This is a genomic window from Caulobacter sp., assembly GCF_965279145.1.
Taxonomy (GTDB): Bacteria; Pseudomonadota; Alphaproteobacteria; order Caulobacterales; family Caulobacteraceae; genus Caulobacter.
This window is the reverse complement of record NZ_OZ257139.1, coordinates 2280634-2303693: the sequence shown is the minus strand read 5'-3', so window position 1 is coordinate 2303693 and position 23060 is coordinate 2280634. Positions and strand designations below refer to the sequence as shown.

Sequence of the window (23060 nt, the reverse complement as noted above, 5' to 3'; positions counted from 1 at the left end):
ACCCCGGAGAACGGCGTGGCCACGACGAACAGAACGCCACCCACCGCGAAATGCTTCAGGAAGCCAACAGTTCTCTTGGCGAGAAAGCGTCCCTTGGCGATCTCGAAAAAGCAGAGACAGGCGAAAGAGAGGCCGTAGATCAGCGCCCAGATCGGAGCCAAGGCTGCGAACGATCCCAACGTCGTTGGCCTGGCGTCATAGGACAGGGACCGCATCCAGCCTGGACAGAATCCGCCCGGGAAATCAGGGCAGGTTCTCTTGCTGAAGCCACTGAACAGGCTGGGCCAGGCCGCATCGCCGGCGCCGTCGCGCAGGGTGGAAACAAGCACCACCACCGCAACGAAGGTCAGAACCAGAACGGCAAGGGCGCTGAACACGGCCATGGCCCCGCCCAGCCCCTGAAGGCCGCGCGAGCGAAGGATCGAACGTCCGAAATTCAATGTGGTCATTACAGCCTCCATCAATGTCGAAAATTATCGTGAAACAATATTTTCTTATTGTCAAACTGCCGTAGATTTCAACCCGGCCGAAGGCGCCTCGATCCTCGCCGCCAACCAGGACCTGCACCCTCTGATCCTGGAAAAGCTGCTGCTGGCGTGACAAATAGCCGTCATCCCGCGCTTTATGCGCGGGACCCATGGTTCAGCTTCCACGTGCGAACTGGGTTCGGCTCCGCGCTTGCGGCGGAAAAATGGGTCCCGCGCATAAAGCGCGGGATGACGGCCTTGATGATCGAGATAACGAGTTCTCGCCAAACCGTCACATCCGGGCGCTAAATCCCCGCCCATGACCCTGCTGACCCGTCGCGCCATGACCACCGCCGCTCTTGCTGGCACCTTCCTGCCCGGGCTCGCCCGCGCCCAGGGCAAGAAACCCATCGTCATCGCCCATCGCGGCTGCAGCGGCGAGCGGCCCGAGCACACGGCCCTGGCCTATGAGCGGGCCATCGAGCAGGGCTGCGACTTCATCGAGCCCGACCTGGTCGTCACCAAGGACGGCCATCTGGTGGTGCGCCATGAGAACGAGATCGGCGGCACGACCAATGTCGCCAGCCATCCCGAGTTCGCCGCCCGCAAGACCACCAAGGTCATCGACGGCCAGAGCCTGACAGGCTGGTTCACCGAGGACTTCACCCTCGCCGAGATCAAGACCCTGCGGGCCCGCGAGCGGCTGCCGCAGCTTCGGCCCATCAGCGCCGCGTTCGACGGCCAGGTTCAGGTGCTGACCTTCGACGAGGTGGTCGCCATCGCCCGCGCCGGGACCCAGCGGACCGGCCGCACGATCGGCGTCTATCCCGAGATGAAGCACCCAAGCTATTTCGCCTCGATCGGCCTGCCGGTCGAAGAGCGGATGCTGGCCGCGCTGAAGCGCAACGATCTCGACAGCGCCACCGCGCCGGTCTTCGTGCAGTGCTTCGAGGTCACGCCGCTGAAGACCCTGCGCCTGAAGACCCGCGCCCGGCTGGTGCTGCTGGTCTCCAGCGAGGGCGGCCCCCCCGACCTGCCGGGCGTGAAATATGCCGACCTCGTCACCGCCGAGGGGCTCAAGGCCGTGGCCGCCTATGCCGATGGCCTGGGCCCGGAAAAGACCATGGTGATCCCGCAGGACGCCGACAAGCTTCTCCCGGCCACGTCTCTGGTCAGGGACGCCCACGCGGCCGGCCTGCAGGTGCACCCGTGGACGGTGCGGGCCGAGAACTATTTCCTGCCGACGTCCCTGCGCCGGGGCGACGCGACCGCCGCCGACTATCTGGCCCAGCACGGCGACGTGACGCCGATGCTCAAGGCGCTGTACGCCGCCGGCGTCGACGGCGTGTTCAGCGACTTCCCCGGCCTGGCGGTTGCCGCCCGCGGCTGACTTGGCCTCTTGCGGCTGAGCGTTTCGATGTGAAGAGTGCGCGCCTCAAATCGATCCGAGGCGCTCCATGATCACCCGTCTGGCCGGCCTGGCCGTCGCTCTGCTGCTGGGCGCCGCCGCGCCCGCCCTCGCCGCTTCGCCGTCCAGCCAGCAGCTGGACATGATCGCCCGCGACTTCGTGCGCCTGACGCTGGAGGCCGGCGAGCGCGAGCCGGGCTATGTGGACGCCTATTACGGCCCCCAGGAGTGGGCTGAAACCGCCAAGCTGGCCCCGCGCCCGGTGTCGGTGCTGCGCAAGGAGGCTGACCGGCTGGCCCGGCTGCTGGCCGCCAATCCCGACAAGGGCCTGACCCCCGACGAGCGCCGCCGCAAGGCCTTCCTGAAGGGCCAGGTGCGCGCCGCCCAGACCCGTCTGGCCATGCTGGCCGGCGACACGTTCAGCTTCCAGGACGAGGCCCAGGGCCTGTTTGGCGTGCGCCCCCCGCTCAAGCCGCTGAAGACCTATGACCCGATCCTGGCCCGCATCGACCGTCTGGTCCCCGGCAAGGGCGACCTGGCCGCCCGCGTCGACGCCTTCCAGAGCCGCTACGTGATCCCCACCGACAGGCTGGACGCGGTGATGAAGGCCGGCATAGCGGCCTGCAAGGCGAAGACGGAGGCCCACATCGCCCTGCCGAAGGACGAGCGCTTCGACCTGGCCTTCGTCACCCACAAGCCGTGGAGCGGCTACAACTGGTACAAGGGCGGCGCCCACAGCCTGATCGAGATCAACACCGACCTGCCGATCTATATCAGCCGCGCCCTCGATCTGGGCTGCCATGAAGGCTATCCGGGCCACCACGTGCTGAACGCCCAGCTGGAAGACAAGCTGACCAAGGGCAAGGGCTGGGTGGAATACAGCATCTATCCGCTGTTCTCGCCCCAGTCGCTGATCGCCGAGGGCTCGGCCAATTTCGGCATCAGCCTGGCCTTCCCGGGCGCCGAGAAGGTCAAGTTCGAGCGCGAGCACCTCTATCCGCTCGCGGGCCTGGATCCGGCCACGGCCGACGCCTACGACGCCCTGATGACCGCCAAGGCCGCTCTCGCCAGTTCCGAAAACACCATCGCCGACGCCTATCTGTCGGGCCGGATGACCAAGCCGCAAGCGGTCGCGGCGCTGGCGAAATACGGTCTCAGCTCCGTCGCGCGCGCCGAGAAGCGCCTCAGCTTCATCGACACCTACCGGAGCTACATCATCAACTACAACCTCGGCCAGGACATGGTGCGGGCGCATGTGGACCGCGCCGGCAAGGGCGAGGACGCCCGCTGGAAGGCGATGGAAGCGGTGATCAGCGAGCCGACGACGCCGGCGGATCTGATTAAGTAGCCTCGTTCTTCGCCAGCCAGGCGCCGCCGCGATAGCCGGCGACGTACAGGCAAAGGGCGATGGCGGTGAAGCCGGCCCCGACCACCGAGAACCACAGGGGCAACCCCGTCGCCGCGGGGCTGGCCTCACCCAGCGCACGGACATTGCCAAACAGGCTCCAGGCAGCCAGCGCCATCAGGATCAGCGACAGCAACCGGCCGTTCCTGACCCACTGGAACAGACCCAGGGCGATGAACACCACCGCATAGATCACGCCAGAGGTCGCGACAGCCTTCACCGTGCCGGGACCGATCATCGACAGGGCCAGTTGCGCGGTGTGAGGATCCATCTGGCGGGTGTCGACCGCCGCCCGCGCGCGGGCCACGAAGCCGTCGACGTCGGTCATCACGATGAAGACGTGCAGCAGGCTGTAGGCCGCCACTAGGAACGAACCCACTGCCCCGGTCTGGGCCGCGGTCTCCGCCTCTTCCTGGCTCAGGATGGGTCGGAAGGGGTTCAATACCGGCAGGGCGTCGGCCATGGGATCCTCGGGCGGCGAATGGCCTTTCGCCATCGCGCTCAACCCTAGGATAGGAGCCTAAACCATTCGTTTCAGCCCGCCGGACAGGGGCGAGGACTGGATCGTCTAAGCCGCCTCCACCCCGAACTGCAGCTTGGCCAGGCGCGAATAGAGCCCGCCCCGCGCCGAGAGTTCGGTGTGGGTGCCCTGCTCGACAACCCGGCCGTCTTCCATGACCACGATGCGGTCGGCCTTCAGCACGGTGGCCAGGCGATGGGCGATGACCAGGGTAGTGCGATCGCTCATGGCCGCGTGCAGGGCCTGCTGGACCAGGCGCTCGTTCTCGGCGTCCAGGGCGCTGGTGGCTTCGTCGAGCAGCAGGATCGGCGCCTGGCGGACCAGGGCGCGGGCGATGGCCAAACGCTGGCGCTGGCCTCCCGACAGCGTCTTGGCGCGCTCGCCAACCGGGGTGTCGAAGCCCTGCGGCAGGGCCTCGAGGAAGCCGGTGGCCTGGGCCGCCTCGGCGGCGTCGCGGATCTCCTGCTCGGTGGCGCTCTCGCGGCCAAAGCGGATGTTGTCGAGGGCGGAACCCGAGAACAGCGGCGAATCCTGGGCCACCAGGGCCATGCGCTCGCGCACCTCCACGGGGTCGGCGTCGCGCAGATCCACGCCGTCGAGGCGGATGACGCCCTCCTGTGGGTCGTAGAAGCGCAGGAGCAGGCGCAGGACAGTGCTCTTGCCCGCGCCCGAGGGTCCGACCAGGGCGACGGTCTCACCGGGCCTGACGGTCAAATCAAAGCCGTTCAGCGCCGGCAGGTCGGGACGGCCCGGATAGGCGAAGGTCACATTGTCGAAGGCGATGGCGCCGGTAGCGGGCTTGGGCAGCGCGGAAGGCTTCTCGGGCGCCGCGATGCCGGGCCGGGCGCCCAGCAGTTCGGAGATGCGCTCCATGGCCCCGGCGGCCTTCTGGACGTCGCCCCAGACCTCGCCCAGCGCGCCGATCGAGCCGGCGGCCATGATGGCCAGGAAGGCGAACTGCACCAGGGTGCCGGCGGTCATCTGGCCCGACAACACCAGGTGCGCGCCGTTCCACAGCAGCAGGGTGATGCCGCCGAAGGCCAGCACGATGACCACCGCCGTCATCGCCGCGCGGGCGGTGATGCGCTTGACCGAAGCCTTGTAGGCCGTCTCGACCGACAGGTCGAAGCGGGCCGCCGAGGCCTTCTCGCGTCCGAAGGCCTGGACGGTGTCCAGGGCGTCGAGGCTCTCGCCGGCATAGCCGACGGCGTCGGCGAAGCGGTCCTGGGCGGTGACCGACAGCTTGCGCACCCGACGGCCGATGATGAACATCGGAGCCAGGACGATGGGCACCATCAGCACGATGAAGCCGGCCAGGCGCGGACTGACCACCGTCATGTAGCCCAGGCCGCCCAGCAGGCTCAGAATGTTGCGCAGGGCGATCGAGGCCGACGAGCCGACCAGTTGCTCGATGATGGTCACGTCGGTGGTCAGCCGCGACAAAACCTCGCCGGTGCGGGTTTTCAGGAAATAGGACGGATCCAGCGTCAGGGTGTGGCCGTAAAGCTTCTGGCGCAGGTCGGCCACGACCCGCTCGCCCAGCCGGGTGACGAAGAAAAAGCGCAGCGCGGTGGCGATGGCCAACACCAGGGCCACGGCCCCAAGGCCGATGAAGGCGCTGTTGATCGCCGCCTCGTGCCCCTTGTCGAATCCCTTGTCCACAACGCCGCGCACGGCCGCGGTCAGGCCCAGGGTGGCGCCGACCGAGAACAGCAGGAAGAAGCCGGCGGCCAGGGCGTCGGCCACATGGGCGCGCACGAACGGCAGCAGATGAGCCAGGGGACGGATGTCCTTGCGGCGGGGCCTGCGGTTGGCCGCTTCGGCCATGCCCTGGACCAATTCAGCGCCGGCGCCGGGGCGCCCGTCGACTGAATTGTCCCCGCCGTTTACGTCGGTCATCAACTGTCCCTTGCCAAATTCGCGCTGGTTCTTTATAGCCGCGCCTCTTCGAGGGCCACCCGTAAGGGAGTCCGCTCACAAACTTTCACGCCGCCTCAAGTCGGTTGGATCGCCCGATGAAACAAGACATTCACCCCGACTATCACTTCATCACCGTCACCATGACCGATGGTACGAGCTATCCGACCCGTTCGACCTACGGGAAAGAAGGCGCGGTGCTGGCGCTCGACATCGACCCGCGCGTTCACCCCGCATGGACCGGCGGCAACGCCCACATGCTGGACCGCGGCGGCCGCGTCTCGCGCTTCAACGCCAAGTTCGCTGGCTTCACCAAGAAGTAGGCACTCTCGCCGCAAGGGCGACGAAAAGCCGGCTCCGCGTTCGCGGGCCGGCTTTTTCTGTTCGTGGTTGCTTCTGGTGCAAAAAAGCCCGCCATCTCGCTTGAGATGGCGGGCTTTTTGTTGACGCTGGCCGCGGGGCTTACCCCCCAAACGCCGCCGTAAGACGGTCGAAGTGAGCCTGAACAGGGCGGGGCGCCTCCTCGAGCGCGATCTCGACATACATGCGCTTGTCCAGGTGGCGGACGCGCTCGTACAGGCGCTCGGAGCGTTGCAGCAGATTGACCAGACCGTAGGGCAGTTCCTCGACCGCGGCGCCGACGACGGCGGTTTCCTCGGCCAGGCGGTAGCTTTCGGCGCAGGCGGCCTCGGCGGCCATCTCGCCTTCCTTGACGGCGCGCTGCACCAGCAACCACGAGGCCACCTGCATCAGACGGGTGGTCAGGCGCATGCTTTCGGTGGCGTAGGCCAGGGCGGCATTGCGCGACAGGATCTTGCTGTCATGACGACCGGCCCCGTCGAGATAGCCGGCGGTCTCTTCGACCAGCATCATGCCTTCCTCGAACGTCCGGTCGAACAGCTCCGATTTCGCGAAGTCCTGGATGACCCCCGCGCGCCAAGGCGCCGCCGCGGATGCGTTCAAATCGGTCATAGGTACTCAATGCCCCTTCGAAAGGCCGCGAGAACGTCTCGCCCAGCGTCGAGGCTGCAACCCTCGTGCCAACCGATGCCGTCCCGTTTCGCGACCCGCCCCCTTCGAAACCCGACGCGCCCGGCGAAAAAGACGGGCTGGAACAAAGGCGGCACGCCGCCCTTAAACAGTGATTAGGGTAAATGAATTCCTAGTCGAGGCGACCAAACAGCGCATTGGCCGCATCGCGCCCCGCCCGCTTCTTGTCGAGAAAGGCCCGGGTGCGGGCGATCTCGGCCTGCAGGGCCTCGATCCGCTCTTCCAGCTCGGACACCCCATAGACCTCGAGATCCTCGTGAGTGGTCTCGTTCAGCGCGCCGCGATTGAACGCGCGCGGCTCGACGGGCTCTTCGAACATCGGCGGGGTCTCCGTTGGACTTGATGAACGACCTTTTCGATCCTTCATCTGACGCCTACCTAGTGTCCAAGGCAAGCTTGAGGAACCAGACACCATGTCGGACATGATGACCGCGATCGCCGTCCAGGACGGCAAGGGCCCGGCCGACGCCCTGGTTCCCGCCCAGCTTGAGCGTCCCGTTCCGGGGCCCGGCCAGATCCTGATCAAGGTGGCCGCCGCCGGGGTCAACCGACCCGACCTGCTGCAGCGCATGGGCTTCTATCCGCCTCCGCCCGGCGCGCCGGTGACCCTGGGCCTGGAAGTCGCCGGCGAGGTCGCCGCCTTGGGAGAGGGGGCGGCGGCGGGCCGCTGGAAGGTCGGCGACAAGGTCTGCGCCCTGCTCGGCGGCGGCGGCTATGCGCAATACGCCGTCGTCGACGTCCGCCACGCCCTGCCCGTCCCCGACGGCTTCGACATGGTCCACGCCGCCGCCCTGCCCGAGACGGTTTTCACCGTGTACGCGAATGTGTTCGAGCATGGGGCGCTGAAGGCCGGCGAGACCCTGCTGATCCACGGCGCAACGTCCGGAATCGGAACAACGGCGATCGCCATGGCCAAGGCGGCCGGGGCCAAGGTCATCGCCACCGGCCGGGGGGCCGACAAGAAGGCCAAGGCCCTGGAACTGGGCGCCGACATCGCCGTCGACACCAAGACCGAGGACTTCGCCGAGATCGCCAAGGCGGCCGGCGGCGTCGACGTGGTGCTAGACATGGTCGGAGCCACCTATTTCGACAAGAACCTCAACGCCCTGAACGTGGGCGGCCGCATCGTCTATATCGCTGCCCTGGCCGGCCCGGTGCTGGATGTGCCGGTGATGGCGATCATGCAGAAGCGCGCGGTGATCACCGGCTCGACCCTGCGCCCCCGCTCGGCCGACGAGAAGGCCCGCCTGGCCGGCGAGATCGAGCGGGTGGTCTGGCCGTGGATCGCGGCCGGCAAGCTCAAGCCGATCGTCGACGCGACCTTCCCGCTGGAACAGGCCGCCCGCGCTCACGCGCACCTGGAGGCGGGCGAGCATGTGGGGAAGGTGGTGCTGACCGTCTGAGGGCGCGGACCCGAGGTTTCGCCGGCCCCGCGAAGGCTCTAAAGCTTGACCTCATGGAACAGCTGGCGCGAGCCCGTATCGCCTCATGGCAGGGCGGCAGTCTTTGGCTTCTGAACACGGCGCCGGCAGGCGTCGGCCCGGCGCCGCGGACTGACTTCCACGCCCATCACGCGGTCCAGATCGTTGTGAGCCTCGGCGGCCAGTTTCGACTTTGGCTGGCCGATGCCGAGGCCCAGGGCCCCTATGCCGCCGTCGCGCCCGACGCGCCGCACAGGTTCGACGCCCAGGGCGCCTACGCCATCCTGTTCGTGGAGCCGGAAAGTCGGGCGGGTCGCGCCATCGTCAAGGCGACGTTCCGCGACGGCGATCTGCGCGAATTGCCGGCGTCACGGTTCAGGGATCTGGCGCCCCAGTTGGAACGCCTGGGCCACGCGCCCGCGCCCCCGATCGCGGACCTCGCCGTGATCGGCGGACAGATGATCGAGGCGCTCGCGGGCGACGAGCTTCACGCTCCCCTCGATCCGCGCATCGAGGCAGTGGTCGCCTGGGTGGCTCAGGACGCCGACCAGCGGGTCACCCTCGACGCGGCGGCCAGGATCGCGAAGCTGTCGGCGAGCCGTCTGAGCCATCTGTTCGTCGAACAGACCGGGCTCTCCCTGAAGACCTATCTGCTTTGGATCCGCCTGACCCGGGCCGTGATGCTTATGGCCGAGGGCGTCACGCTGACCGCCGCGGCGCACGGCGCCGGATTTTCCGACTCCGCCCATTTCAGCCGAACGTTTCGACGGATGTTCGGCATCGCCCCCGCCAATCTGGCGCTGGTCTAGCTGCTGCGTTCAAGCCGCCCCGCAGCGCGCGCCCTAGACATCAGGCTTCCTCAACCCTCTCGAAGGACAGTCCGATGAACGACCAGACCCAAACCGACACCAGCGCCCCGCCCGCGAACAGCGCTTGCGGCAATCCGACCTGCGGCTGCGGCCCTCAGTGCCAGTGTGGCGACGCCTGCGTGTGCACGCCCACCTCGAACTGCGCTGAATAGACAGGATGAGAGCCGCTCACCGGGCTCCGCCCGCGAGACGCCGGCCCTGTCGGGGGACCGCCGCATGACGGACGCCGTTCAACTGGCGCAACTGTCGTGCGGCGGCTTCTTCCTCGCCGGCCTGGCCACGGGCGTGTGGAAGTACCGCGCGATGATCACCGACGCGGAGGGTCTGGCCCCCGCCTATGTCGATATCTGCCATCGCGCGTCGCTGATGTACGCCTTCGCCTGCCTCGTGCTGGCCGAGTTCGCGCGCCTCAGCGCGTGGCCGCCGGGCGTCAACCTGGCCGCTGTCGCCCTGCCGGTGATCTTCTTCGCCGCGGCCGTCGCGACCTACGCCGTGCACGGGGTCCTGCGCGACACGGACAATCAACTGCGCCGCCCCCATCGCCTTGGCTCCGGCAGGGTCCATGGCGGGGTCATCAGCCTGTTCATCCACGCCCTGATCCTCGGGGAGATCGGCGGCTTCCTGGTGCTGCTGACGGGTTCGGCGGACAAATTGCTGGGGTGAGCGCCGCCTCACCGCCAAGGAGACTCTGATGGAATATCTTGTGGGGGCCCTGCTGGCCCTGGCCGTGGGCGTGTTCGCCACGGTCGTCGGGTTCGATCGCGACAAAGCGTTCTACCCCGTCGTTCTGGCGGTGATCGCCAGTTACTACATGCTGTTCGCGATCATGGGCGGCGCGCGCGACGTCATGGTCGTGGAGGCGGTGATCCTGGGCGGCTTCCTGGCCGTCTCCGTCGCGGGCTTCCGGTCCAGCCTGTGGCTGGTGGTCGCGGCCCTGCTGGGACACGGCGTTCTGGACGTCTTTCACCCCCATCTGATCACCAACCCCGGCGCGCCGGCCTGGTGGCCGATGTTCTGCCTGGCCTTCGACCTTGTGGCCGCCGGCTATCTGGCGGCGCGGCTGCGCAGGACCAGTGTGGCGGCCGTCCGGCCATGAGGATCGCGGCGGCGACCTTGAGCGTGCGGCCCCGCGTCATCCCCCGTTCCCTTTTCAACTGAACCGGATTATAGCGTTCACCAACATCCCGCCCGGCCGAAAGGCCGGGCGCCGTCATTTCTGGAGGACCGCATGTCCGACATCCTGATGCCCAAGGCGACGGCCGTCTGGCTCGTGGACAATACGTCGTTGAGCTTCGAGCAGATCGCCGATTTCTGTAATCTGCACCCGCTGGAAGTGCGCGGCATCGCCGACGGCGAAGTGGCGCGCGACATCCGCGGAGCCGACCCGATCGGCAATGGCCAGCTGACCCGCGAAGAACTCGACAAGGCGCAAGCCAACGACGCCTATCGCATGAAGGCCCAGGTCAGCCGTCACGCCGAGCTGCTGAAGCCGCAGAAGAAGGCCCCGCGCTACACGCCCGTGTCGCGCCGTCAGGATCGCCCGGACGCGATCGCCTGGTTCCTGCGCCACCACCCCGAGGTGACCGACGCCCAGATCTCGAAGATCCTGGGCACCACCAAGTCGACCATCGACCAGGTGCGCCAGCGCACGCACTGGAACGCCGCCAACATCAAGCCGGTCGATCCGGTGACGTTGGGCCTGGTGGGCCAGCTGGAGCTGGACGCCCTGGTCAAGAAGGCCGCCGAAAAGAAGGCCAAGGACGATCTGAAGAAGGGCATCCTTCCGGAAGATCCGACCCTGCGCCCCGCGTCCGAGACCGGTGTCGTCGAGACGCCCGAGGAAGACGAGGAAAAGGAATACCGCGCCTCGCGCGCCGAGCCCAAGGCCGAGGACGTCTTTGGCAAGTCGACCTATGTGGCCGACGACGAGGACGACGACGAAGACTGAGCCTTTCGGGCGATCGAATGAAAAAGGCCCATTCCGAGAAACCGGAATGGGCCTTTTCTAATTCTGCTTCGTCAGTGCAGCTGGGACCTAAGCCCCTCTATCTCTTCCTTCAGCCTGAGCTTTCGCCGCTTGAGCTCCCTAAGTCGGGTCGCATCGCTGGCGGGACGCTTGGTCTCTTCCTGGATCGAGCGATCGAGGTTCTCGTGACGGGACCCAAGTTCGCGGATACGGGATTCGATGGCCATGGCTGTCGGCTCCTTGCTGTTGACCCGATGAGTGAACACCCGGTGCGCCCGGCTGTCAGATCACATATCGTTGCACGCGGCGGCGCTTGACTTGCCGCAGCTTCCTCCCGTGACGGACGAAAATTCACCATGCCGGACCTTTTGAAGACCGCGGATCGACCCAGGCTGATCGTCGGAATCTCTGGCGCTTCGGGCGTCATCTACGGACTGAGGGCCCTGGACGCCTGCCGCGAGCTGGGCGTCGAGAGCCATCTGGTGCTGTCCAAATCGGCCGCCCTGACCCTGTCGCAGGAGACCGATCTTTCCGTCAGCGAGGTCAACGCCAAGGCAGATGTTGTGCATCGCGCCTCGGATGTGGGCGCCGCGATCGCTTCCGGCTCGTTTCGCACCCTGGGCATGATCATCGCCCCCTGCTCGGTGCGGACCATGAGCGAGATCGCCAGCGGCGTAACGTCTTCGCTGCTGACGCGGGCCGCCGACGTGGTACTGAAGGAGCGCAAGACCCTGGCCCTGATGGTGCGCGAAACGCCCCTGCACCTGGGCCACCTGCGCACCCTGACCAAGCTTTCCGAAATGGGGGCGGTGATCGCTCCGCCCCTGCCGGCCTTCTACGCCAAGCCCGCTTCGATCGCCGAAATGGTCGACCAGTCGGTAGGGCGCGTGCTGGACCTGTTCGACTTGGCCTGGAAGCCTGTAAAACGCTGGGGCGAGGACATCGCGCCCATCGCCGGCGCGGGCTCCGAAACGCGCGAGGGTTAACGCCATGAAGCTCTGGGACTGGGCCCTGCAGGTCTATGCGCGACAGGATGTCGCGGACGCCTGCCTGAACCTGCAGGACGCCCACGGTCAGAACGTGCCCTATCTGCTGTGGGCAGCCTGGGCCGCCGGCGAGGGCGTCTCCGCCGATCCCAAGACGGCCGCCCTGCTGATGCGTCGCTGGGACGCCGAGGTCGGCGCGCCGCTGCGGGGCGTGCGACGCGCCCTCAAGCCGGTTCAACCCGATATCGACGACACAGCCCGCGAGGCGCTGCGCGAGGCGCTCAAGAGCGTGGAGCTGCAGGGCGAGCGGGTGCTGCTGGAGAGCCTGGAGGCGCTGTGCGGCCCGGCCGAGGCCCCGCGCGACGTTCTGGACGCCCTCAAGACGGCCGCCCTGGCGTCTGGCGATCCGCCGCGCGACAGCGCCCTGGAACGCCTGGCCCGGGCGCTCGCGTGAATCCCTTTACGGGCTGTCAGCCTTTGCTATCTATCAGCCAAGTCCAAGGCTCTCACGCCGACCGGGGAAACCGTCCATGAGCGATGGCACGTCCATGAACGATGACGATCCGTCGGATGAGTCGGACGTCACCCTCGAACGCCGCCTCGCCGTCCTGCGCGAGGAGCACCAGGATCTGGACGCCGCCGTCCAGGCGCTGGAGGAGCGCCCGCAGCCCGACATGCTGCAGATCGCCCGCCTGAAGAAGAAGAAGCTGGCCCTGAAGGACCAGATCGGCAGGCTGGAAGACCAGCTGATGCCGGATATCATCGCCTAAGGCAGCCGCCCTCCGGCCGCGACCTCGACGGCGGGCCGTTTGCGGATCACGAACTCGATCGCGCATTCGGGCAGCGGCAGCAGCGTCTGATCAAACCGCTGGGCGCCGTGATAGAAGGTGCTGTTGAGGCTCTCGATCCTCTGCGCCTCGCCCGCCGAGCCCAGACTCCGCACCAGATCGACGACGTTCAGCGACCGATCGCTCCACGACTTCGCTTTGAACACGGTGAAGGTCCACTTGTGGTCGTCGTTGAACGTGCTGGGAAAAACACCCTGCTCGTACATGTCCTCGTCGGGCACCGTGACCACCATGTGCCCGCCGGGCTTCAGCACCCGCAGCCAGTTGGCCAGGCTGACCACCGGATCGACAAGATGCTCCAGGCAGTGGCTGGAATGCAGGAAGTCATAGGTTTCGTCCGCAACCGAAGCCAGGAACTGGCCATCGCCCTGGGGCAGGTCCCAGGTGTCGCATCCGGTCATCAGCGGAAAGAACGGCTGAAAGGCCGACAGCGGATCGGGCGCGCCCCCCACATCCAGGCCATGGCCGACGAAATAGTGGCTGGCGAACTTGGGATCGTGCATCCGGCGCACGATCGACTTGGCGCATTCGTGCGTCACGGCTGTCTCCGACCTTTTCTGTAGCGCCTATTGTCTCGCCATGCGTCGGCGATTTGGTCAACGGCGATCCGCCGTTGAAAGATCAAGCCGCCCGGCGGGCCTCCAGGGCGCGGACGCCCCTCAGCAGGCGGGCGGGCGTAATGGGCTTTTCAAGGCGGGCGTCGGCGTGCTCATCGACACCCAGGCGAGCGGGATCGATGGCCGAGGCCAGCAGGGTGGCGGTCAAGCCGCCCCGCCGCTCGCGCACGGCGCGGATCAGCTCGCCGCCGGTCATGCGCGGCATGTAGAAATCCGTAATCACCAGATCGGGGGCAAACGAGTCCAGGCACGCCAGCGCCTCGACGCCGTCGCGGCACATCAGAACCTCGAAGCCCGCCTCGCCAAGCGTGATCTCGTAGATCGTCGCCAGAAGGGGATCGTCCTCCGCGACCAGAATACGCTGCATGCCTTACGCCCCACGCGCCCGGACGGAGTCCAGCCGCTTAAGCTTAATCAAGGGTTAACACGTAGCGCGATGGCGCGCCAAAAGTCTCCGCGCGAAACGTCGCAAGACCCAGGGGTGAGACCCGGCGGATGTGAAACCCTAGGCTTGCCTGCGCTTGCGGACGAACATCGCGGCGTCGGCCTCGGCCAAGGCCTCCTCGGGGTCGGCGCCCGGCGCGATCTCGCGCACGCCCCACGAGATGTGCAGCGGAGCCGACCACTCGCCGAACTCGACCGGCGTGTCGGTGACGGCGGCGGCCAGGCTGGCCGCCTTGGAGAGCGCGGTTTCCTTGTCGGCCTGGGCCAGCAGCACGGCGAACTCGTCGCCGCCCATGCGGCCGACCACGTCGCTTTCGCGGACATTGGCCAGCAGTCGTCGGGCCACGGCCTGCAGCGCCGCGTCGCCGGCCGCATGGCCGAAGCGGTCATTGACGCTCTTGAAGCCGTCCAGGTCGAAGAACACCACGCTGGCCGGCGAGCCGTAGCGCTGGGCGAAGGCGGACACGCGCTTCATCTCGCGCAGGAAGGCGCGGCGATTCAGCACCGGGGTAAGAACGTCCTGGTCGGCCTGGTTTTGGGCCTCGTTCAGACGCAGCTTCAGGATCGAGACCTCGTTTCGCAGGTCGTCGATCTCGGTCATCAGGGTGTTGAGCGCCTCCTGCACCTGGGGCGTCAGGTCGGCCTCGGTCAGCCCCAGAAAGGCGGCGCTGTCCGTCGCGGCGAGCTCACGCGCCGCGACCTGAGCGCCCGCGCGGACCAGCGCCCGCTTGCGAATGGCGGCGAAAGGTTCGGTGCGAGCGCCGGAAATCTTCATGACTGGGGAATCGTTCGTTGCACAGCTTGGCCAATCCTTAACGGGAACGCCGTTTCGCGCAATCGTGGGGCGTTTTAGCCGCAGGGGTTTGTTGTCGCGGAGCGACCGGCGCCCGATTCCGATGCGCGGCGGGCTTTTTGCACTTGCGCTCGCGGGATTGACGCGCATACGGGGCGGCTTTCAGGCCCGCCGCCGCCGAGGGAACCTCGACAAGATGCCAAGCCCGACCACGCCTCACGTCGCCATCATCATGGGCAGCCGCTCCGACTGGCCGACGATGAAGGGCGCCGCCGACGCGCTGACCAGCCTTGGCGTCGCCTATGAAGCCAAGGTGATCTCGGCCCACCGCACCCCAGAGCGCCTGTTCGACTTCGCCAAGGGCGCGCAGGACGCGGGCTTCAAGGTGGTGATCGCCGGGGCCGGCGGCGCGGCCCACCTGCCAGGCATGGCCGCCTCGATGACCAACCTGCCGGTGCTGGGCGTGCCGGTGCAGTCCAAGGCCCTGAGCGGCCTGGATAGCCTGCTGTCCATCGTCCAGATGCCGGGCGGCGTTCCCGTGGCCACCCTCGCCATCGGCGAGGCGGGAGCCAAGAACGCCGGCCTGCTGGCCGCCCAGATCCTGGCCCTGTCGGACCCCGCCCTGGCCCAGCGCCTGGCCGCCTTCCGCCAGGCCCAGACCGACAGCGTCGCCGAAAGCGTCGAGGACTGACCCGCATGACCGACCCCGACATGAGCAAGGGAGCCTTCCCCCTCGTCCCCGGCTCGACCATCGGCATCCTGGGCGGCGGACAGCTGGGTCGCATGCTGGCCCTGGCCGCCGCGCGCCTGGGCTTCGACGTGGTGATCCTGGATCCGGAGGAAAACAGCCCCGCCGGCCGCGTCGCCGGCCGTCAGATCGTGGCGGCCTATGACGACCGCTGGGCGCTCAAGCGTCTGGCCGAGGCCTGCGACGTCGTCACCTACGAGTTCGAGAACGTCCCCGCCGACACCGTCGCTGAACTGTCCGCCCTGGGCGCCGTGGTCGCGCCGGGCGCCAAGGCCCTGGCCGCGGCCCAGGACCGCGTCGTCGAAAAGAGCTTCCTGGCCGAGATCGGCGTGCCCACCGTGGCCTTCGCCGCCGTGCATGACGGCGACAGCCTGGCCGCCGCCGTCACCCGGATCGGCGCGCCGTCCCTGCTGAAAACCCGCCGCGAAGGCTATGACGGCAAGGGCCAGGCCTGGATCCAGCGCGCCACCGACGCCGAGGCCTCGTTCGAGAAGATCGGTCGCCAGGCCGCCATCCTCGAGGCTCCCGCCGATTTCGGGCGCGAGCTGTCGGTGATCGCCGCGCGCGGCCGCGACGGCGAGATCGCCTGCTATCCCCTGTCGGAAAACCACCACGAGGGCGGCGTGCTCAAGCGCACCTCGGCGCCGGCCAAGGTGACGCCCGCCACCCGCGACCAGGCCGAGACCATCGCCATCAAGATCCTGACCGCGCTGGACTATGTGGGCGTGATCGGCGTGGAGCTGTTCGAGCTGGCCGGCGGCAAGCTGCTGGTCAACGAGTTCGCCCCGCGCGTCCACAATACCGGCCACTGGACCCAGGACGGCTGCGAGGTCGACCAGTTCGAACAGCACATCCGCGCCGTCGCCGGCTGGCCCCTGGGTCCCACCCAGCCGATGGCCCATGTCGAAATGACCAACCTTTTGGGCGCCGATGTCGAGGCCTGGAAAAAGCTGGCCGGCGAGCCCGAAACCCGCGTCCACCTCTACGGCAAGGGCGAGGCCCGCCCCGGTCGCAAGATGGGCCATGTGAACCGCTTGCGGCCGCTCAAGGACTAGGTTGGCCGTGACCGACCAGGCGATCATCGGCCTTATCGGCGGCCTGAGCTGGGAAAGCTCGGCCCAGTATTACCGGCTGATCAACGAGGCCGTGCGCGAGCGGCTGGGCGGCGTGGCCTCGGCCCGCACCCTGATGTGGTCGTTCGACTTCGCCGAGATCGAAACCCTGCAGCACGCCGGCCGCTGGCCCGAGCTGTCGCGCCGTCTGGCCGACGCCGCGCGGGCGCTGGAGGCCGGCGGGGCCGACTTCCTGGTGCTCTGCACCAACACCATGCACCGCGAGGCCGACGCCATCGAGGCGGCGGTCCACATCCCCCTGCTCCACATCGCCGATCCCACCGCCCTGGCGATCCAGGCCGCCGGCTTTACGCGCGTGGGTCTGCTGGGCACCGCCTTCACGATGGAGCACGACTTCTATCGCGGCCGGCTGGAGAACCAGCACGGGCTGGAGGTTCTGGTCCCCGACGCCGAAGACCGCGCGGCGGTGCACGACATCATCTATCGCGAACTGGTGGCCGGCCAGGTGCTGGACGCCTCCCGCGAGGTCTATCGCGGCGTGATCGCCCGGCTAGTCGCGCGCGGCGCCCAGGCGGTGATCCTGGGCTGCACCGAGATCATGCTGCTGGTCAGCCAGGACGACAGCCCCGTGCCGGTGTTCGACACCACCACCCTGCACGCCCTGGCGGCGGTCGAGCGGGCCTTGATCTCATAAACTACATATGTAATCTCATTGCCATCCAGGGAGATGGACGATGGTTGAACAGGTTCTGCGCACGGTTTTCGAGAATGCGGCCGCGCCCCAGAGGGCCGTGCTCATCGTGCTGACGATGTCCCTTCCGGCCATCGTGGCGGCCGCCGTCATGGCCTCGCGCGCCGGCGGACAGACCGGCCCCTGCGGGCGTCTGATCTGCGACCTTCGCATTCTGGGCCCCGCCCTCGGCCTGCTGGTCGGGGCGATGAACAGCTTCCACATGGCGCGCACCATCCAGAGCCTGCCGTTCCACCCGACCGCCAGACAACTGGCGCCCGGCATTCTGGAAGTCTCCACCCTGATCGGCCTGGGCGCGGGCGTGGGTCTGCTGGCGGCGGCCGCCCACCTGGCGCTGGGATGGACGCCCGCGCGAACAGACAGCCCTTCGGACGCCCGCTAGCGTCCAGACGCCAGAGAGGCGGAAGGCTTCCCGCGTATTTTCGCTGGTCACGACGCGGCATCACCGCTAACCGCCCCGTATGATCGAACCTCATCTCTCAGGCGGCTATATCCTGGAAGAACTTGTCGTCGGGATGGTCGCCGAAAAGCGCGTCACCGTCACCGAAGAGCGCATCCGGCAGTTCGCCGACGCCTCCGACGACTTCAATCCGGTGCACATGGACGAAGCCTTCGCGTCCCGAACCGCCTATCGCGGCCGGATCGCCCACGGCCTGCTGTCGGCCTCGTTCGGCTCGGCCGTGGTCGGCACCATCCTGCCCGGCGCCGGGGCCATCTATCTTGGCCAGACCCTGGCCTTCCACAAACCGGTGCGCATCGGCGACGTCGTGGTCTCCCGCGTCACCGTCTCGTCGATCGACGAGACCAGCGCCCGCGTCACCCTGCGCTGCGAAGGCTTTGTCGGCGAGGACCTGATCATGGACGGCGAAGCCACCGTCCGCGTCCCCCGTCGCCGCCGGCCGGCCAAGGGCTGAAACGGCCCGAGCGCAGGCCTCTCAAAGGGCGAGGGAAGCCTTTTATCCTTCTCCCTAGCCCGCCGTGATGTTCATCCAGATCGACCGGCTCTGTCCCGGCGCCAGCGTCACCATGCCCGTCTCGCCGGCGCCGAACGGATTGGGTCGGCTGGCGCAGGGCTCGACGCAGTAGAAATCCTCACCCGGCGGCACATAGACGTGCAGCCAGCGGCACTCCGGCGAGGCGGTGATCGTCGTATCGGGCTGGCCCGGAGCCGTCAGCACGGCGCGCTGGCTCCAGCCGGTGTAGCAGTGGTCGATCAGGCCGGGGTAGCCCTCGACGGCCGCGCCGCCCGCCCAGTCCGCCCCCCAGACGCCGACATGGTGGGTGGTGGGCAGCACGCTCTCGTCAATCATCCAGACGCCGTCGACCGGGGCCGTCAGCACCTCGCCCGCACGACGCGGGAAATAGGGGTGCAAGCCGAGGCCGGCGGGCATGGGCGCATCGCCGGCATTGGTTACCGACAGGGTTATCCGCAGGCCCGTCTCGCTCAGCTCGAAGCGCTGCTCGGCCCGATAGGCCCAGGGCCAGTCGGAGGGGGCGTGGTCGTAGACGAGCGTGGCCTCGGCCGCCGCCGCCGTCTCGACGGTCCAGGCGCGCCGCCAACCCTGGCCGTGCAGGGCGTGCGGATGATCGCCCAGGTTCGGCGGCAGGACGACCTCACGCCCTTCGAACACGAAGCGGCCGTCGGGGATGCGGTTGCAGAACGGGACCAGTGGGAAGTTGGTGGTGTCCAGCGCGTCGGTCGCGCCGGGCCTTGCGGGTCGCATCACGTCGCGGCCATCAACGGTGAACCGGACGACGGCGCCGCCGACTTCGGGTGCGAGTTCAAGGCGCGCCGCGCCGCTTTCCAGAACGATCATGGCCGCCTCGGTACGGCCATTTCCGAACGCGGCCAAGCCTGATTGCTGACAGGTTCGGGCGGCGCGCCGCTTGCGCCCATCCGCCGGCGGATGCTCAATCCGGCCCATGACCGAGAAGCTCTCCGCCAGAACGGCGCGACGCATGGCGCTGGCGGCGCAGGGGTTTGGCAAGGCGCGTCCGGCCGCGCCGGGCCGGCGGCATGTGCTGTCGACCATCCAGACCCTGGGCCTGCTGCAGATCGACTCGGTCAATGTGGTGTCGCGCTCGCACTATCTGCCGCTGTTTTCCCGCCTGGGCGACTATCCGCGCGCGCTGCTGGAAGACATCGCGTGGGGCAAGACGCCGGCTCTGGTCGAATACTGGGGCCACGAGGCCTCGCTGATGCCGCGCGAGATGCATCCGCTGTTTCGCTGGCGGATGGCCGACGCCAGGGCCGGCGTGGGCGTCTGGAAAGGCGTGGCTCGCTTCCTCGACACCCATCCGGACTTCATCGCCCAGGCCCTGGACGAGATCCGCCGGCGCGGCCCGATCTCGGCGGGCGAGCTTGAGATCGGCGCCAAGAAGGGACCGGGCGGCTGGTGGGGCTGGAGCGAGGCCAAGCGGGCGCTGGAGTGCCTGTTCTGGACCGGCGAACTGACCACCGCCACGCGGCGCGCGGGCTTTGAACGGGTCTACGGCGCCCCGGAGCAGGTCTTGCCGTCCGAGTTGATCAACGCGCCGACGCCCGCCCGGGAAGACGCCCACCGCGCCCTGATCGCCCGCGCCGCCCGGGCCATGGGCGTGGCCACCGAACGCGACCTTCGCGACTATTTCCGCATGGGCCCGGCCGAGAGCCGCGCCCGCATCGCCGAACTGGTCGAGGAAGGCGTGCTGATCCCGGCCGAGGTCGAGGGCTGGCAGCAGGCGGCCTATGTCGCCGACGGCGCGGCCCGCCCCCGGCGAATTGCGGCCCGCGCCCTGCTCTCGCCGTTCGACAACCTGATCTGGTTTCGTGAGCGCACCGAGCGGATCTTCGACGCCCGCATCCGGCTGGAGATCTACACCCCCGCCCACCTGCGCACCCATGGCTACTACGTGCTGCCCTTCCTTCAGGGTGAGACCCTGACCGCGCGCGTGGATCTGAAGGCCGACCGCAAGGCGGGACGGTTGCTGGTTCAAGCGGCGCACGCCCAGCCGGCGGCCAATGACGAGACGCCGGCTGAACTGGCGGCGGAGCTGCGTCTGATGGCGGGGTGGCTGGGGCTGGGCGATGTCGAGGTCAAACCCAGCGGCGATCTGGCCGGGGCCCTGACCCGGGCGCTCTGAATTCAGACTCCGCCGACTACCCGCGCCATCGGGCAGGCTTGCCCTGCTCACCGCGCGATTTTATAAGGAATATGTTTTTTACATATAATAATTCAGGGCGGATAGATTGGGCGCGGCGGCATCGGATAACGAGCCAGGGATCGACACCCTGTCGCGCCTGCCCCGCCTGGGCTTCGGCGGCGCCGCGATCGGCAACCTGTATGCCGCGATCAGCGATGCCGCGGCCGGGCAGACCGTTCAGGCGGCCCTCGACGCCGGCGTGCGCTATTTCGACACCGCGCCCCACTATGGCTTTGGCCTGAGCGAGACCCGGCTGGGCCAGATCCTGGCCGGTCGCGCCGAGGTCGTGATCTCCAGCAAGGTCGGCCGGTTGCTGGTTCCCACCGACGCGGGCCCTGGCGAACGACACGGCTTCGTCGACGCCGCGCCGTTCGAGCCGGCGTTCGACTACTCCTATGACGGCGTGATGCGATCCTGGGAGGCCAGCCGCGCGCGGCTGGGCCGCGACCGCATCGACATCCTGCTGGCGCATGACCTGGGTCGCCAGACCCATGGCGACGACCATCCCGCCCGCCTGCGCGAGTTTCTGGACGGCGGCTATCGGGCGATGCGCGATCTTCGCGACAGCGGCGCGGTCGGGGCCATCGGCCTGGGCGTCAACGAGCAGGCGATCTGCGAGGAGGCGCTGGCGCACGGCGACTTCGACCTCTTCCTGCTGGCCGGCCGCTACACCCTGCTGGAGCAGACGGCGCTGGAGGGCTTTCTGCCGCTGTGTGTCCGGCGCGGCGTGAAGATCATCGTCGGCGGCCCGTTCAACTCCGGCATTCTGGTCGAAGGCGTCGGAAGCGGACGGCCGCCGCACTACAATTACCATCCTGCACCGGTCGAGATCGTTGAGCGGGTGCGCCGGCTGGAAGCGGTCTGCGCGACGCACGCCACGCCCCTGGCGGCGGCGGCGCTGCAGTTCCCGCTGGCCCATCCCCAGGTCGCCAGTGTCATCCCCGGCATGGCCAATCCGACCCAGGTCGCGCAGATCGCCGGCTGGATGAAGGTGGTCATCCCCTCCGCGCTCTGGGACGACCTGCGGGCCGAGGGCCTGTTGCATCCCGATGCGCCGACGCCCATCGCGGGGGCGGCGGCATGAGCGGGCCCCTTCTGCTGCACCCGGACGACAATGTGCTGGTTCTGGCCGCGCCGATCCGCGCCGGCGACGTGCTGATCCTCGACGGCGTTGAGGTGATCGCCCCGGCCAGTGTCGAGGTCGGCCACAAGCTGGCCCGCCGCGCCCTGAAGACGGGCGACAAGGTGCTCAAATACGGCGCCCCCATCGGCTCGATGACCGCGTCCGCCGCAGCGGGCGAGCATGTCCACCTGCACAACATGAAGAGCGACTACATCGCCAGCCACACCCGGCGGGCGACCGGCGCGGGCGAGGCCTGAGGGATGCGCGGCTATCTTCGGGCCGATGGTCGCAAGGGCATCCGCAACGTGATCGCGGTGGCCTATCTGGTGGAGTGCGCCCACCATGTGGCCCGGGCCATCGTGACCCGCAGCGACGATCCCGACATCCAGCTGATCGGCTTTCCCGGCTGCTATCCCAACGCCTATGCGCTGAAAGTCATGCAGGCGATCGGGACCCATCCCAATGTCGGCGGCGTGCTGCTGATCTCGCTGGGCTGCGAAAGCTTCAATCGCGAGGCCCTGAGCGCCGCCGTCCGGGCCAGCGGGCGGCCGGTCGAGACCCTGGTGATCCAGGACAGCGGCGGCACCGCCTCGACCATCCAGAAGGGTCTGGACTCCGTCGCGCGGCTGAAGGCGATCGCCGACCAGACCGCCGTCGTCCCGATGGAGGTCTCGGAGCTGGTGATCGGCACGATCTGCGGCGGGTCGGACGGAACCAGCGGCATCACCGCCAACCCCGCCGTCGGCCGGGCCTTCGACCGTCTGGGCGCGGCGGGCGCGGCCTGCCTGTTCGAGGAAACCGGTGAACTGGTCGGCTGCGAAACGATCATGGCGGACCGCGCCATTACCCCAGAACTGGGTCGCGAACTGGAGGCCAGCGTCCGCAAGGCCGAGGCCTATTACACCGTCATGGGCTATGGCAGCTTCGCGCCCGGCAATGCCGAGGGCGGGCTGACCACCCAGGAGGAGAAGTCGATGGGGGCCTATTCCAAGTCGGGTTCGGCCCCGATCGTCGGTATCCTGAAACCCGGCGACCAGCCGCAGACCGGCGGTCTCTACCTGCTGGACGTGGTGCCCGACGGCGAGCCGCGTTTCGGCTTTCCCAATATCTCCGACAACGCCGAGATCGTCGAGCTGATCGCGTGCGGGGCCCACCTGACGCTGTTCACGACAGGGCGCGGCTCGGTGGTGGGGTCGGCCATCTCGCCGGTGATCAAGATCTGCGCCAATCCCGAGACCTTCCGCAAGCTCTCGTCCGACATGGATGTCGACGCCGGCCGGATCATGGAGGGCCGGGCCACGCTGGACGAGGTGGGCGCCGAGATTCACGATCTGGTTCTGGCCGTCGCCGGCGGCCAGCGGACGGTGTCCGAGGCGCTCGGCCACCAGGAATTCATCCTCACCTACAAGGCCTTCGATCCCGTAGGTCCGGCCTGCCTGCCCCTGCGGCGGACCAGCTAGAGAGTAAGTTC

General features: G+C 68.0%; 30 protein-coding genes. 21 read left to right on the top strand and 9 right to left on the bottom strand.

Features of this window, described 5'->3' with window-relative positions; genetic code table 11:
* The first annotated feature begins 441 nt into the window (after positions 1–441).
* The 3 genes from ACQY9P_RS10825 to ACQY9P_RS10815 all read left to right on the top strand — a co-directional run bounded on the left by ACQY9P_RS10825 (position 442) and on the right by ACQY9P_RS10815 (position 3223).
* Entirely contained in the window at positions 442–600 is a 159-nt protein-coding gene (locus tag ACQY9P_RS10825; RefSeq protein WP_421739254.1) for a hypothetical protein, read from the top strand.
* A 186-nt stretch (positions 601–786) separates the two neighbouring features.
* On the top strand, positions 787–1857 hold the full coding sequence (locus ACQY9P_RS10820; RefSeq protein ID WP_421739255.1) for a glycerophosphodiester phosphodiesterase: 1071 nt from the start codon (positions 787–789) through the stop codon (positions 1855–1857).
* A 67-nt stretch (positions 1858–1924) separates the two neighbouring features.
* Complete coding sequence (locus tag ACQY9P_RS10815; RefSeq protein WP_421739256.1) at positions 1925–3223, top strand: hypothetical protein; 1299 nt, start codon at positions 1925–1927, stop codon at positions 3221–3223.
* On the opposite strand, the gene ACQY9P_RS10810 is transcribed toward ACQY9P_RS10815, so the two are convergent.
* Entirely contained in the window at positions 3216–3776 is a 561-nt protein-coding gene (locus ACQY9P_RS10810) for a hypothetical protein (protein ID WP_421739257.1), read from the bottom strand. The two genes, ACQY9P_RS10815 and ACQY9P_RS10810, sit on opposite strands and share 8 nt — an antisense overlap.
* A gap of 72 nt (positions 3777–3848) precedes the next feature.
* Positions 3849–5702, bottom strand: coding sequence for an ABC transporter transmembrane domain-containing protein (locus tag ACQY9P_RS10805; protein WP_421739258.1), 1854 nt, complete (start codon positions 5700–5702; stop codon positions 3849–3851).
* Positions 5703–5815: 113 nt separating this feature from the next.
* Between ACQY9P_RS10805 and rpmE the strand changes: the two genes are divergently transcribed.
* Positions 5816–6040 (top strand): 50S ribosomal protein L31, encoded by a 225-nt coding sequence (rpmE, locus tag ACQY9P_RS10800; protein WP_421739259.1) that lies wholly within the window; start codon positions 5816–5818, stop codon positions 6038–6040.
* A gap of 139 nt (positions 6041–6179) precedes the next feature.
* Here the strand turns inward: rpmE and ACQY9P_RS10795 are convergent, their stop codons facing one another.
* Both ACQY9P_RS10795 and ACQY9P_RS10790 read right to left on the bottom strand, forming a co-directional pair.
* The gene (locus ACQY9P_RS10795; protein ID WP_421739260.1) at positions 6180–6689 is read right to left on the bottom strand and encodes a DUF1465 family protein; all 510 of its coding nucleotides are present in this window, start codon (positions 6687–6689) and stop codon (positions 6180–6182) included.
* Positions 6690–6879: 190 nt separating this feature from the next.
* Positions 6880–7086, bottom strand: a complete 207-nt coding sequence (locus ACQY9P_RS10790; RefSeq protein WP_421739261.1) for a DUF1192 domain-containing protein — start codon at positions 7084–7086, stop codon at positions 6880–6882.
* Between the two features lie 94 nt (positions 7087–7180).
* On the opposite strand from ACQY9P_RS10790, the gene ACQY9P_RS10785 reads away from it, so the two are divergent.
* The 5 genes from ACQY9P_RS10785 to ACQY9P_RS10765 all read left to right on the top strand — a co-directional run bounded on the left by ACQY9P_RS10785 (position 7181) and on the right by ACQY9P_RS10765 (position 11005).
* On the top strand, positions 7181–8170 hold the full coding sequence (locus ACQY9P_RS10785; RefSeq protein WP_421739262.1) for an NAD(P)H-quinone oxidoreductase: 990 nt from the start codon (positions 7181–7183) through the stop codon (positions 8168–8170).
* Between the two features lie 53 nt (positions 8171–8223).
* Entirely contained in the window at positions 8224–8997 is a 774-nt protein-coding gene (locus ACQY9P_RS10780; RefSeq protein WP_421739263.1) for a helix-turn-helix domain-containing protein, read from the top strand.
* Positions 8998–9273: 276 nt separating this feature from the next.
* On the top strand, positions 9274–9720 hold the full coding sequence (locus ACQY9P_RS10775) for a hypothetical protein (RefSeq protein ID WP_421739264.1): 447 nt from the start codon (positions 9274–9276) through the stop codon (positions 9718–9720).
* Between the two features lie 28 nt (positions 9721–9748).
* Positions 9749–10153 (top strand): hypothetical protein, encoded by a 405-nt coding sequence (locus tag ACQY9P_RS10770; RefSeq protein WP_421739265.1) that lies wholly within the window; start codon positions 9749–9751, stop codon positions 10151–10153.
* Between the two features lie 132 nt (positions 10154–10285).
* Entirely contained in the window at positions 10286–11005 is a 720-nt protein-coding gene (locus ACQY9P_RS10765) for a DUF1013 domain-containing protein (protein ID WP_421739266.1), read from the top strand.
* A gap of 71 nt (positions 11006–11076) precedes the next feature.
* Here ACQY9P_RS10765 and ACQY9P_RS10760 read toward each other — a convergent pair whose 3' ends face one another.
* The gene (locus ACQY9P_RS10760) at positions 11077–11250 is read right to left on the bottom strand and encodes a YdcH family protein (protein WP_421739267.1); all 174 of its coding nucleotides are present in this window, start codon (positions 11248–11250) and stop codon (positions 11077–11079) included.
* A 129-nt stretch (positions 11251–11379) separates the two neighbouring features.
* On the opposite strand from ACQY9P_RS10760, the gene ACQY9P_RS10755 reads away from it, so the two are divergent.
* The 3 genes from ACQY9P_RS10755 (at position 11380) to ACQY9P_RS10745 (ending at position 12779) form a co-directional block, all read left to right on the top strand.
* Positions 11380–12009, top strand: coding sequence for a UbiX family flavin prenyltransferase (locus ACQY9P_RS10755; protein WP_421739268.1), 630 nt, complete (start codon positions 11380–11382; stop codon positions 12007–12009).
* A 4-nt stretch (positions 12010–12013) separates the two neighbouring features.
* Positions 12014–12463, top strand: coding sequence for a TIGR02444 family protein (locus tag ACQY9P_RS10750; RefSeq protein ID WP_421739269.1), 450 nt, complete (start codon positions 12014–12016; stop codon positions 12461–12463).
* A 76-nt stretch (positions 12464–12539) separates the two neighbouring features.
* Positions 12540–12779 carry a YdcH family protein gene (locus ACQY9P_RS10745; protein ID WP_421739270.1) on the top strand — a complete coding sequence of 80 codons (240 nt, stop codon included), beginning with the start codon at positions 12540–12542 and terminating at the stop codon, positions 12777–12779.
* Here ACQY9P_RS10745 and ACQY9P_RS10740 read toward each other — a convergent pair.
* The 3 genes from ACQY9P_RS10740 to ACQY9P_RS10730 all read right to left on the bottom strand — a co-directional run bounded on the left by ACQY9P_RS10740 (position 12776) and on the right by ACQY9P_RS10730 (position 14693).
* Positions 12776–13396: a methyltransferase domain-containing protein gene (locus ACQY9P_RS10740; RefSeq protein WP_421739271.1), complete on the bottom strand. Its 621-nt coding sequence runs from the start codon at positions 13394–13396 to the stop codon at positions 12776–12778. The two genes, ACQY9P_RS10745 and ACQY9P_RS10740, sit on opposite strands and share 4 nt — an antisense overlap.
* 82 nt (positions 13397–13478) lie before the next feature.
* The gene (locus ACQY9P_RS10735) at positions 13479–13841 is read right to left on the bottom strand and encodes a response regulator (RefSeq protein WP_421739272.1); all 363 of its coding nucleotides are present in this window, start codon (positions 13839–13841) and stop codon (positions 13479–13481) included.
* Positions 13842–13979: 138 nt separating this feature from the next.
* Positions 13980–14693, bottom strand: coding sequence for a GGDEF domain-containing protein (locus ACQY9P_RS10730; protein WP_421739273.1), 714 nt, complete (start codon positions 14691–14693; stop codon positions 13980–13982).
* Positions 14694–14907: 214 nt separating this feature from the next.
* On the opposite strand from ACQY9P_RS10730, the gene purE reads away from it, so the two are divergent.
* The 5 genes from purE to ACQY9P_RS10705 all read left to right on the top strand — a co-directional run bounded on the left by purE (position 14908) and on the right by ACQY9P_RS10705 (position 18197).
* Positions 14908–15402 carry a 5-(carboxyamino)imidazole ribonucleotide mutase gene (gene purE, locus ACQY9P_RS10725; RefSeq protein ID WP_421739274.1) on the top strand — a complete coding sequence of 165 codons (495 nt, stop codon included), beginning with the start codon at positions 14908–14910 and terminating at the stop codon, positions 15400–15402.
* Positions 15403–15422: 20 nt separating this feature from the next.
* Positions 15423–16514 (top strand): 5-(carboxyamino)imidazole ribonucleotide synthase, encoded by a 1092-nt coding sequence (locus ACQY9P_RS10720; RefSeq protein WP_421740117.1) that lies wholly within the window; start codon positions 15423–15425, stop codon positions 16512–16514.
* Positions 16515–16521: 7 nt separating this feature from the next.
* A complete protein-coding gene (locus ACQY9P_RS10715; RefSeq protein ID WP_421739275.1) occupies positions 16522–17226 on the top strand; it encodes an aspartate/glutamate racemase family protein in 705 nt (234 codons plus the stop codon).
* Between the two features lie 40 nt (positions 17227–17266).
* Complete coding sequence (locus tag ACQY9P_RS10710; RefSeq protein ID WP_421739276.1) at positions 17267–17665, top strand: hypothetical protein; 399 nt, start codon at positions 17267–17269, stop codon at positions 17663–17665.
* A gap of 79 nt (positions 17666–17744) precedes the next feature.
* Positions 17745–18197: a MaoC family dehydratase gene (locus ACQY9P_RS10705; protein ID WP_421739277.1), complete on the top strand. Its 453-nt coding sequence runs from the start codon at positions 17745–17747 to the stop codon at positions 18195–18197.
* A 54-nt stretch (positions 18198–18251) separates the two neighbouring features.
* On the opposite strand, the gene ACQY9P_RS10700 is transcribed toward ACQY9P_RS10705, so the two are convergent.
* Complete coding sequence (locus ACQY9P_RS10700) at positions 18252–19100, bottom strand: aldose 1-epimerase (protein ID WP_421739278.1); 849 nt, start codon at positions 19098–19100, stop codon at positions 18252–18254.
* Positions 19101–19206: 106 nt separating this feature from the next.
* Between ACQY9P_RS10700 and ACQY9P_RS10695 the strand changes: the two genes are divergently transcribed.
* From ACQY9P_RS10695 to ACQY9P_RS10680, 4 genes are all read left to right on the top strand, one after another.
* Complete coding sequence (locus tag ACQY9P_RS10695) at positions 19207–20406, top strand: winged helix-turn-helix domain-containing protein (RefSeq protein WP_421739279.1); 1200 nt, start codon at positions 19207–19209, stop codon at positions 20404–20406.
* A gap of 106 nt (positions 20407–20512) precedes the next feature.
* Positions 20513–21550: an aldo/keto reductase gene (locus tag ACQY9P_RS10690; protein ID WP_421739280.1), complete on the top strand. Its 1038-nt coding sequence runs from the start codon at positions 20513–20515 to the stop codon at positions 21548–21550.
* Positions 21547–21846 (top strand): UxaA family hydrolase, encoded by a 300-nt coding sequence (locus ACQY9P_RS10685; protein ID WP_421739281.1) that lies wholly within the window; start codon positions 21547–21549, stop codon positions 21844–21846. Before ACQY9P_RS10690 ends, ACQY9P_RS10685 begins: the two co-directional genes overlap by 4 nt.
* Positions 21847–21849: 3 nt before the next feature.
* Positions 21850–23049, top strand: coding sequence for a UxaA family hydrolase (locus ACQY9P_RS10680; RefSeq protein ID WP_421739282.1), 1200 nt, complete (start codon positions 21850–21852; stop codon positions 23047–23049).
* The last annotated feature ends 11 nt before the right edge of the window (positions 23050–23060 follow it).

What these genes read in the sequence shown, in the direction of transcription:
- ACQY9P_RS10780 (WP_421739263.1), top strand. Translation starts at nt 8,224, where the DNA reads ATGGAACAGCTGGCGCGAGCCCGTATCGCCTCATGGCAGGGCGGCAGT.
- ACQY9P_RS10820 (WP_421739255.1), top strand. Translation starts at nt 787, where the DNA reads ATGACCCTGCTGACCCGTCGCGCCATGACCACCGCCGCTCTTGCTGGC.
- ACQY9P_RS10795 (WP_421739260.1), bottom strand. Translation starts at nt 6,689, where the DNA reads ATGACCGATTTGAACGCATCCGCGGCGGCGCCTTGGCGCGCGGGGGTC.
- ACQY9P_RS10720 (WP_421740117.1), top strand. Translation starts at nt 15,423, where the DNA reads ATGAGCAAGGGAGCCTTCCCCCTCGTCCCCGGCTCGACCATCGGCATC.
- ACQY9P_RS10755 (WP_421739268.1), top strand. Translation starts at nt 11,380, where the DNA reads ATGCCGGACCTTTTGAAGACCGCGGATCGACCCAGGCTGATCGTCGGA.
- ACQY9P_RS10815 (WP_421739256.1), top strand. Translation starts at nt 1,925, where the DNA reads ATGATCACCCGTCTGGCCGGCCTGGCCGTCGCTCTGCTGCTGGGCGCC.
- ACQY9P_RS10775 (WP_421739264.1), top strand. Translation starts at nt 9,274, where the DNA reads ATGACGGACGCCGTTCAACTGGCGCAACTGTCGTGCGGCGGCTTCTTC.
- ACQY9P_RS10745 (WP_421739270.1), top strand. Translation starts at nt 12,540, where the DNA reads ATGAGCGATGGCACGTCCATGAACGATGACGATCCGTCGGATGAGTCG.
- ACQY9P_RS10680 (WP_421739282.1), top strand. Translation starts at nt 21,850, where the DNA reads ATGCGCGGCTATCTTCGGGCCGATGGTCGCAAGGGCATCCGCAACGTG.
- ACQY9P_RS10685 (WP_421739281.1), top strand. Translation starts at nt 21,547, where the DNA reads ATGAGCGGGCCCCTTCTGCTGCACCCGGACGACAATGTGCTGGTTCTG.
- ACQY9P_RS10700 (WP_421739278.1), bottom strand. Translation starts at nt 19,100, where the DNA reads ATGATCGTTCTGGAAAGCGGCGCGGCGCGCCTTGAACTCGCACCCGAA.
- rpmE (WP_421739259.1), top strand. Translation starts at nt 5,816, where the DNA reads ATGAAACAAGACATTCACCCCGACTATCACTTCATCACCGTCACCATG.
- ACQY9P_RS10810 (WP_421739257.1), bottom strand. Translation starts at nt 3,776, where the DNA reads ATGGCGAAAGGCCATTCGCCGCCCGAGGATCCCATGGCCGACGCCCTG.
- ACQY9P_RS10785 (WP_421739262.1), top strand. Translation starts at nt 7,181, where the DNA reads ATGTCGGACATGATGACCGCGATCGCCGTCCAGGACGGCAAGGGCCCG.
- ACQY9P_RS10770 (WP_421739265.1), top strand. Translation starts at nt 9,749, where the DNA reads ATGGAATATCTTGTGGGGGCCCTGCTGGCCCTGGCCGTGGGCGTGTTC.
- ACQY9P_RS10705 (WP_421739277.1), top strand. Translation starts at nt 17,745, where the DNA reads ATGATCGAACCTCATCTCTCAGGCGGCTATATCCTGGAAGAACTTGTC.
- ACQY9P_RS10790 (WP_421739261.1), bottom strand. Translation starts at nt 7,086, where the DNA reads ATGTTCGAAGAGCCCGTCGAGCCGCGCGCGTTCAATCGCGGCGCGCTG.
- ACQY9P_RS10695 (WP_421739279.1), top strand. Translation starts at nt 19,207, where the DNA reads ATGACCGAGAAGCTCTCCGCCAGAACGGCGCGACGCATGGCGCTGGCG.
- ACQY9P_RS10760 (WP_421739267.1), bottom strand. Translation starts at nt 11,250, where the DNA reads ATGGCCATCGAATCCCGTATCCGCGAACTTGGGTCCCGTCACGAGAAC.
- ACQY9P_RS10765 (WP_421739266.1), top strand. Translation starts at nt 10,286, where the DNA reads ATGTCCGACATCCTGATGCCCAAGGCGACGGCCGTCTGGCTCGTGGAC.
- ACQY9P_RS10735 (WP_421739272.1), bottom strand. Translation starts at nt 13,841, where the DNA reads ATGCAGCGTATTCTGGTCGCGGAGGACGATCCCCTTCTGGCGACGATC.
- ACQY9P_RS10730 (WP_421739273.1), bottom strand. Translation starts at nt 14,693, where the DNA reads ATGAAGATTTCCGGCGCTCGCACCGAACCTTTCGCCGCCATTCGCAAG.
- ACQY9P_RS10750 (WP_421739269.1), top strand. Translation starts at nt 12,014, where the DNA reads ATGAAGCTCTGGGACTGGGCCCTGCAGGTCTATGCGCGACAGGATGTC.
- purE (WP_421739274.1), top strand. Translation starts at nt 14,908, where the DNA reads ATGCCAAGCCCGACCACGCCTCACGTCGCCATCATCATGGGCAGCCGC.
- ACQY9P_RS10710 (WP_421739276.1), top strand. Translation starts at nt 17,267, where the DNA reads ATGGTTGAACAGGTTCTGCGCACGGTTTTCGAGAATGCGGCCGCGCCC.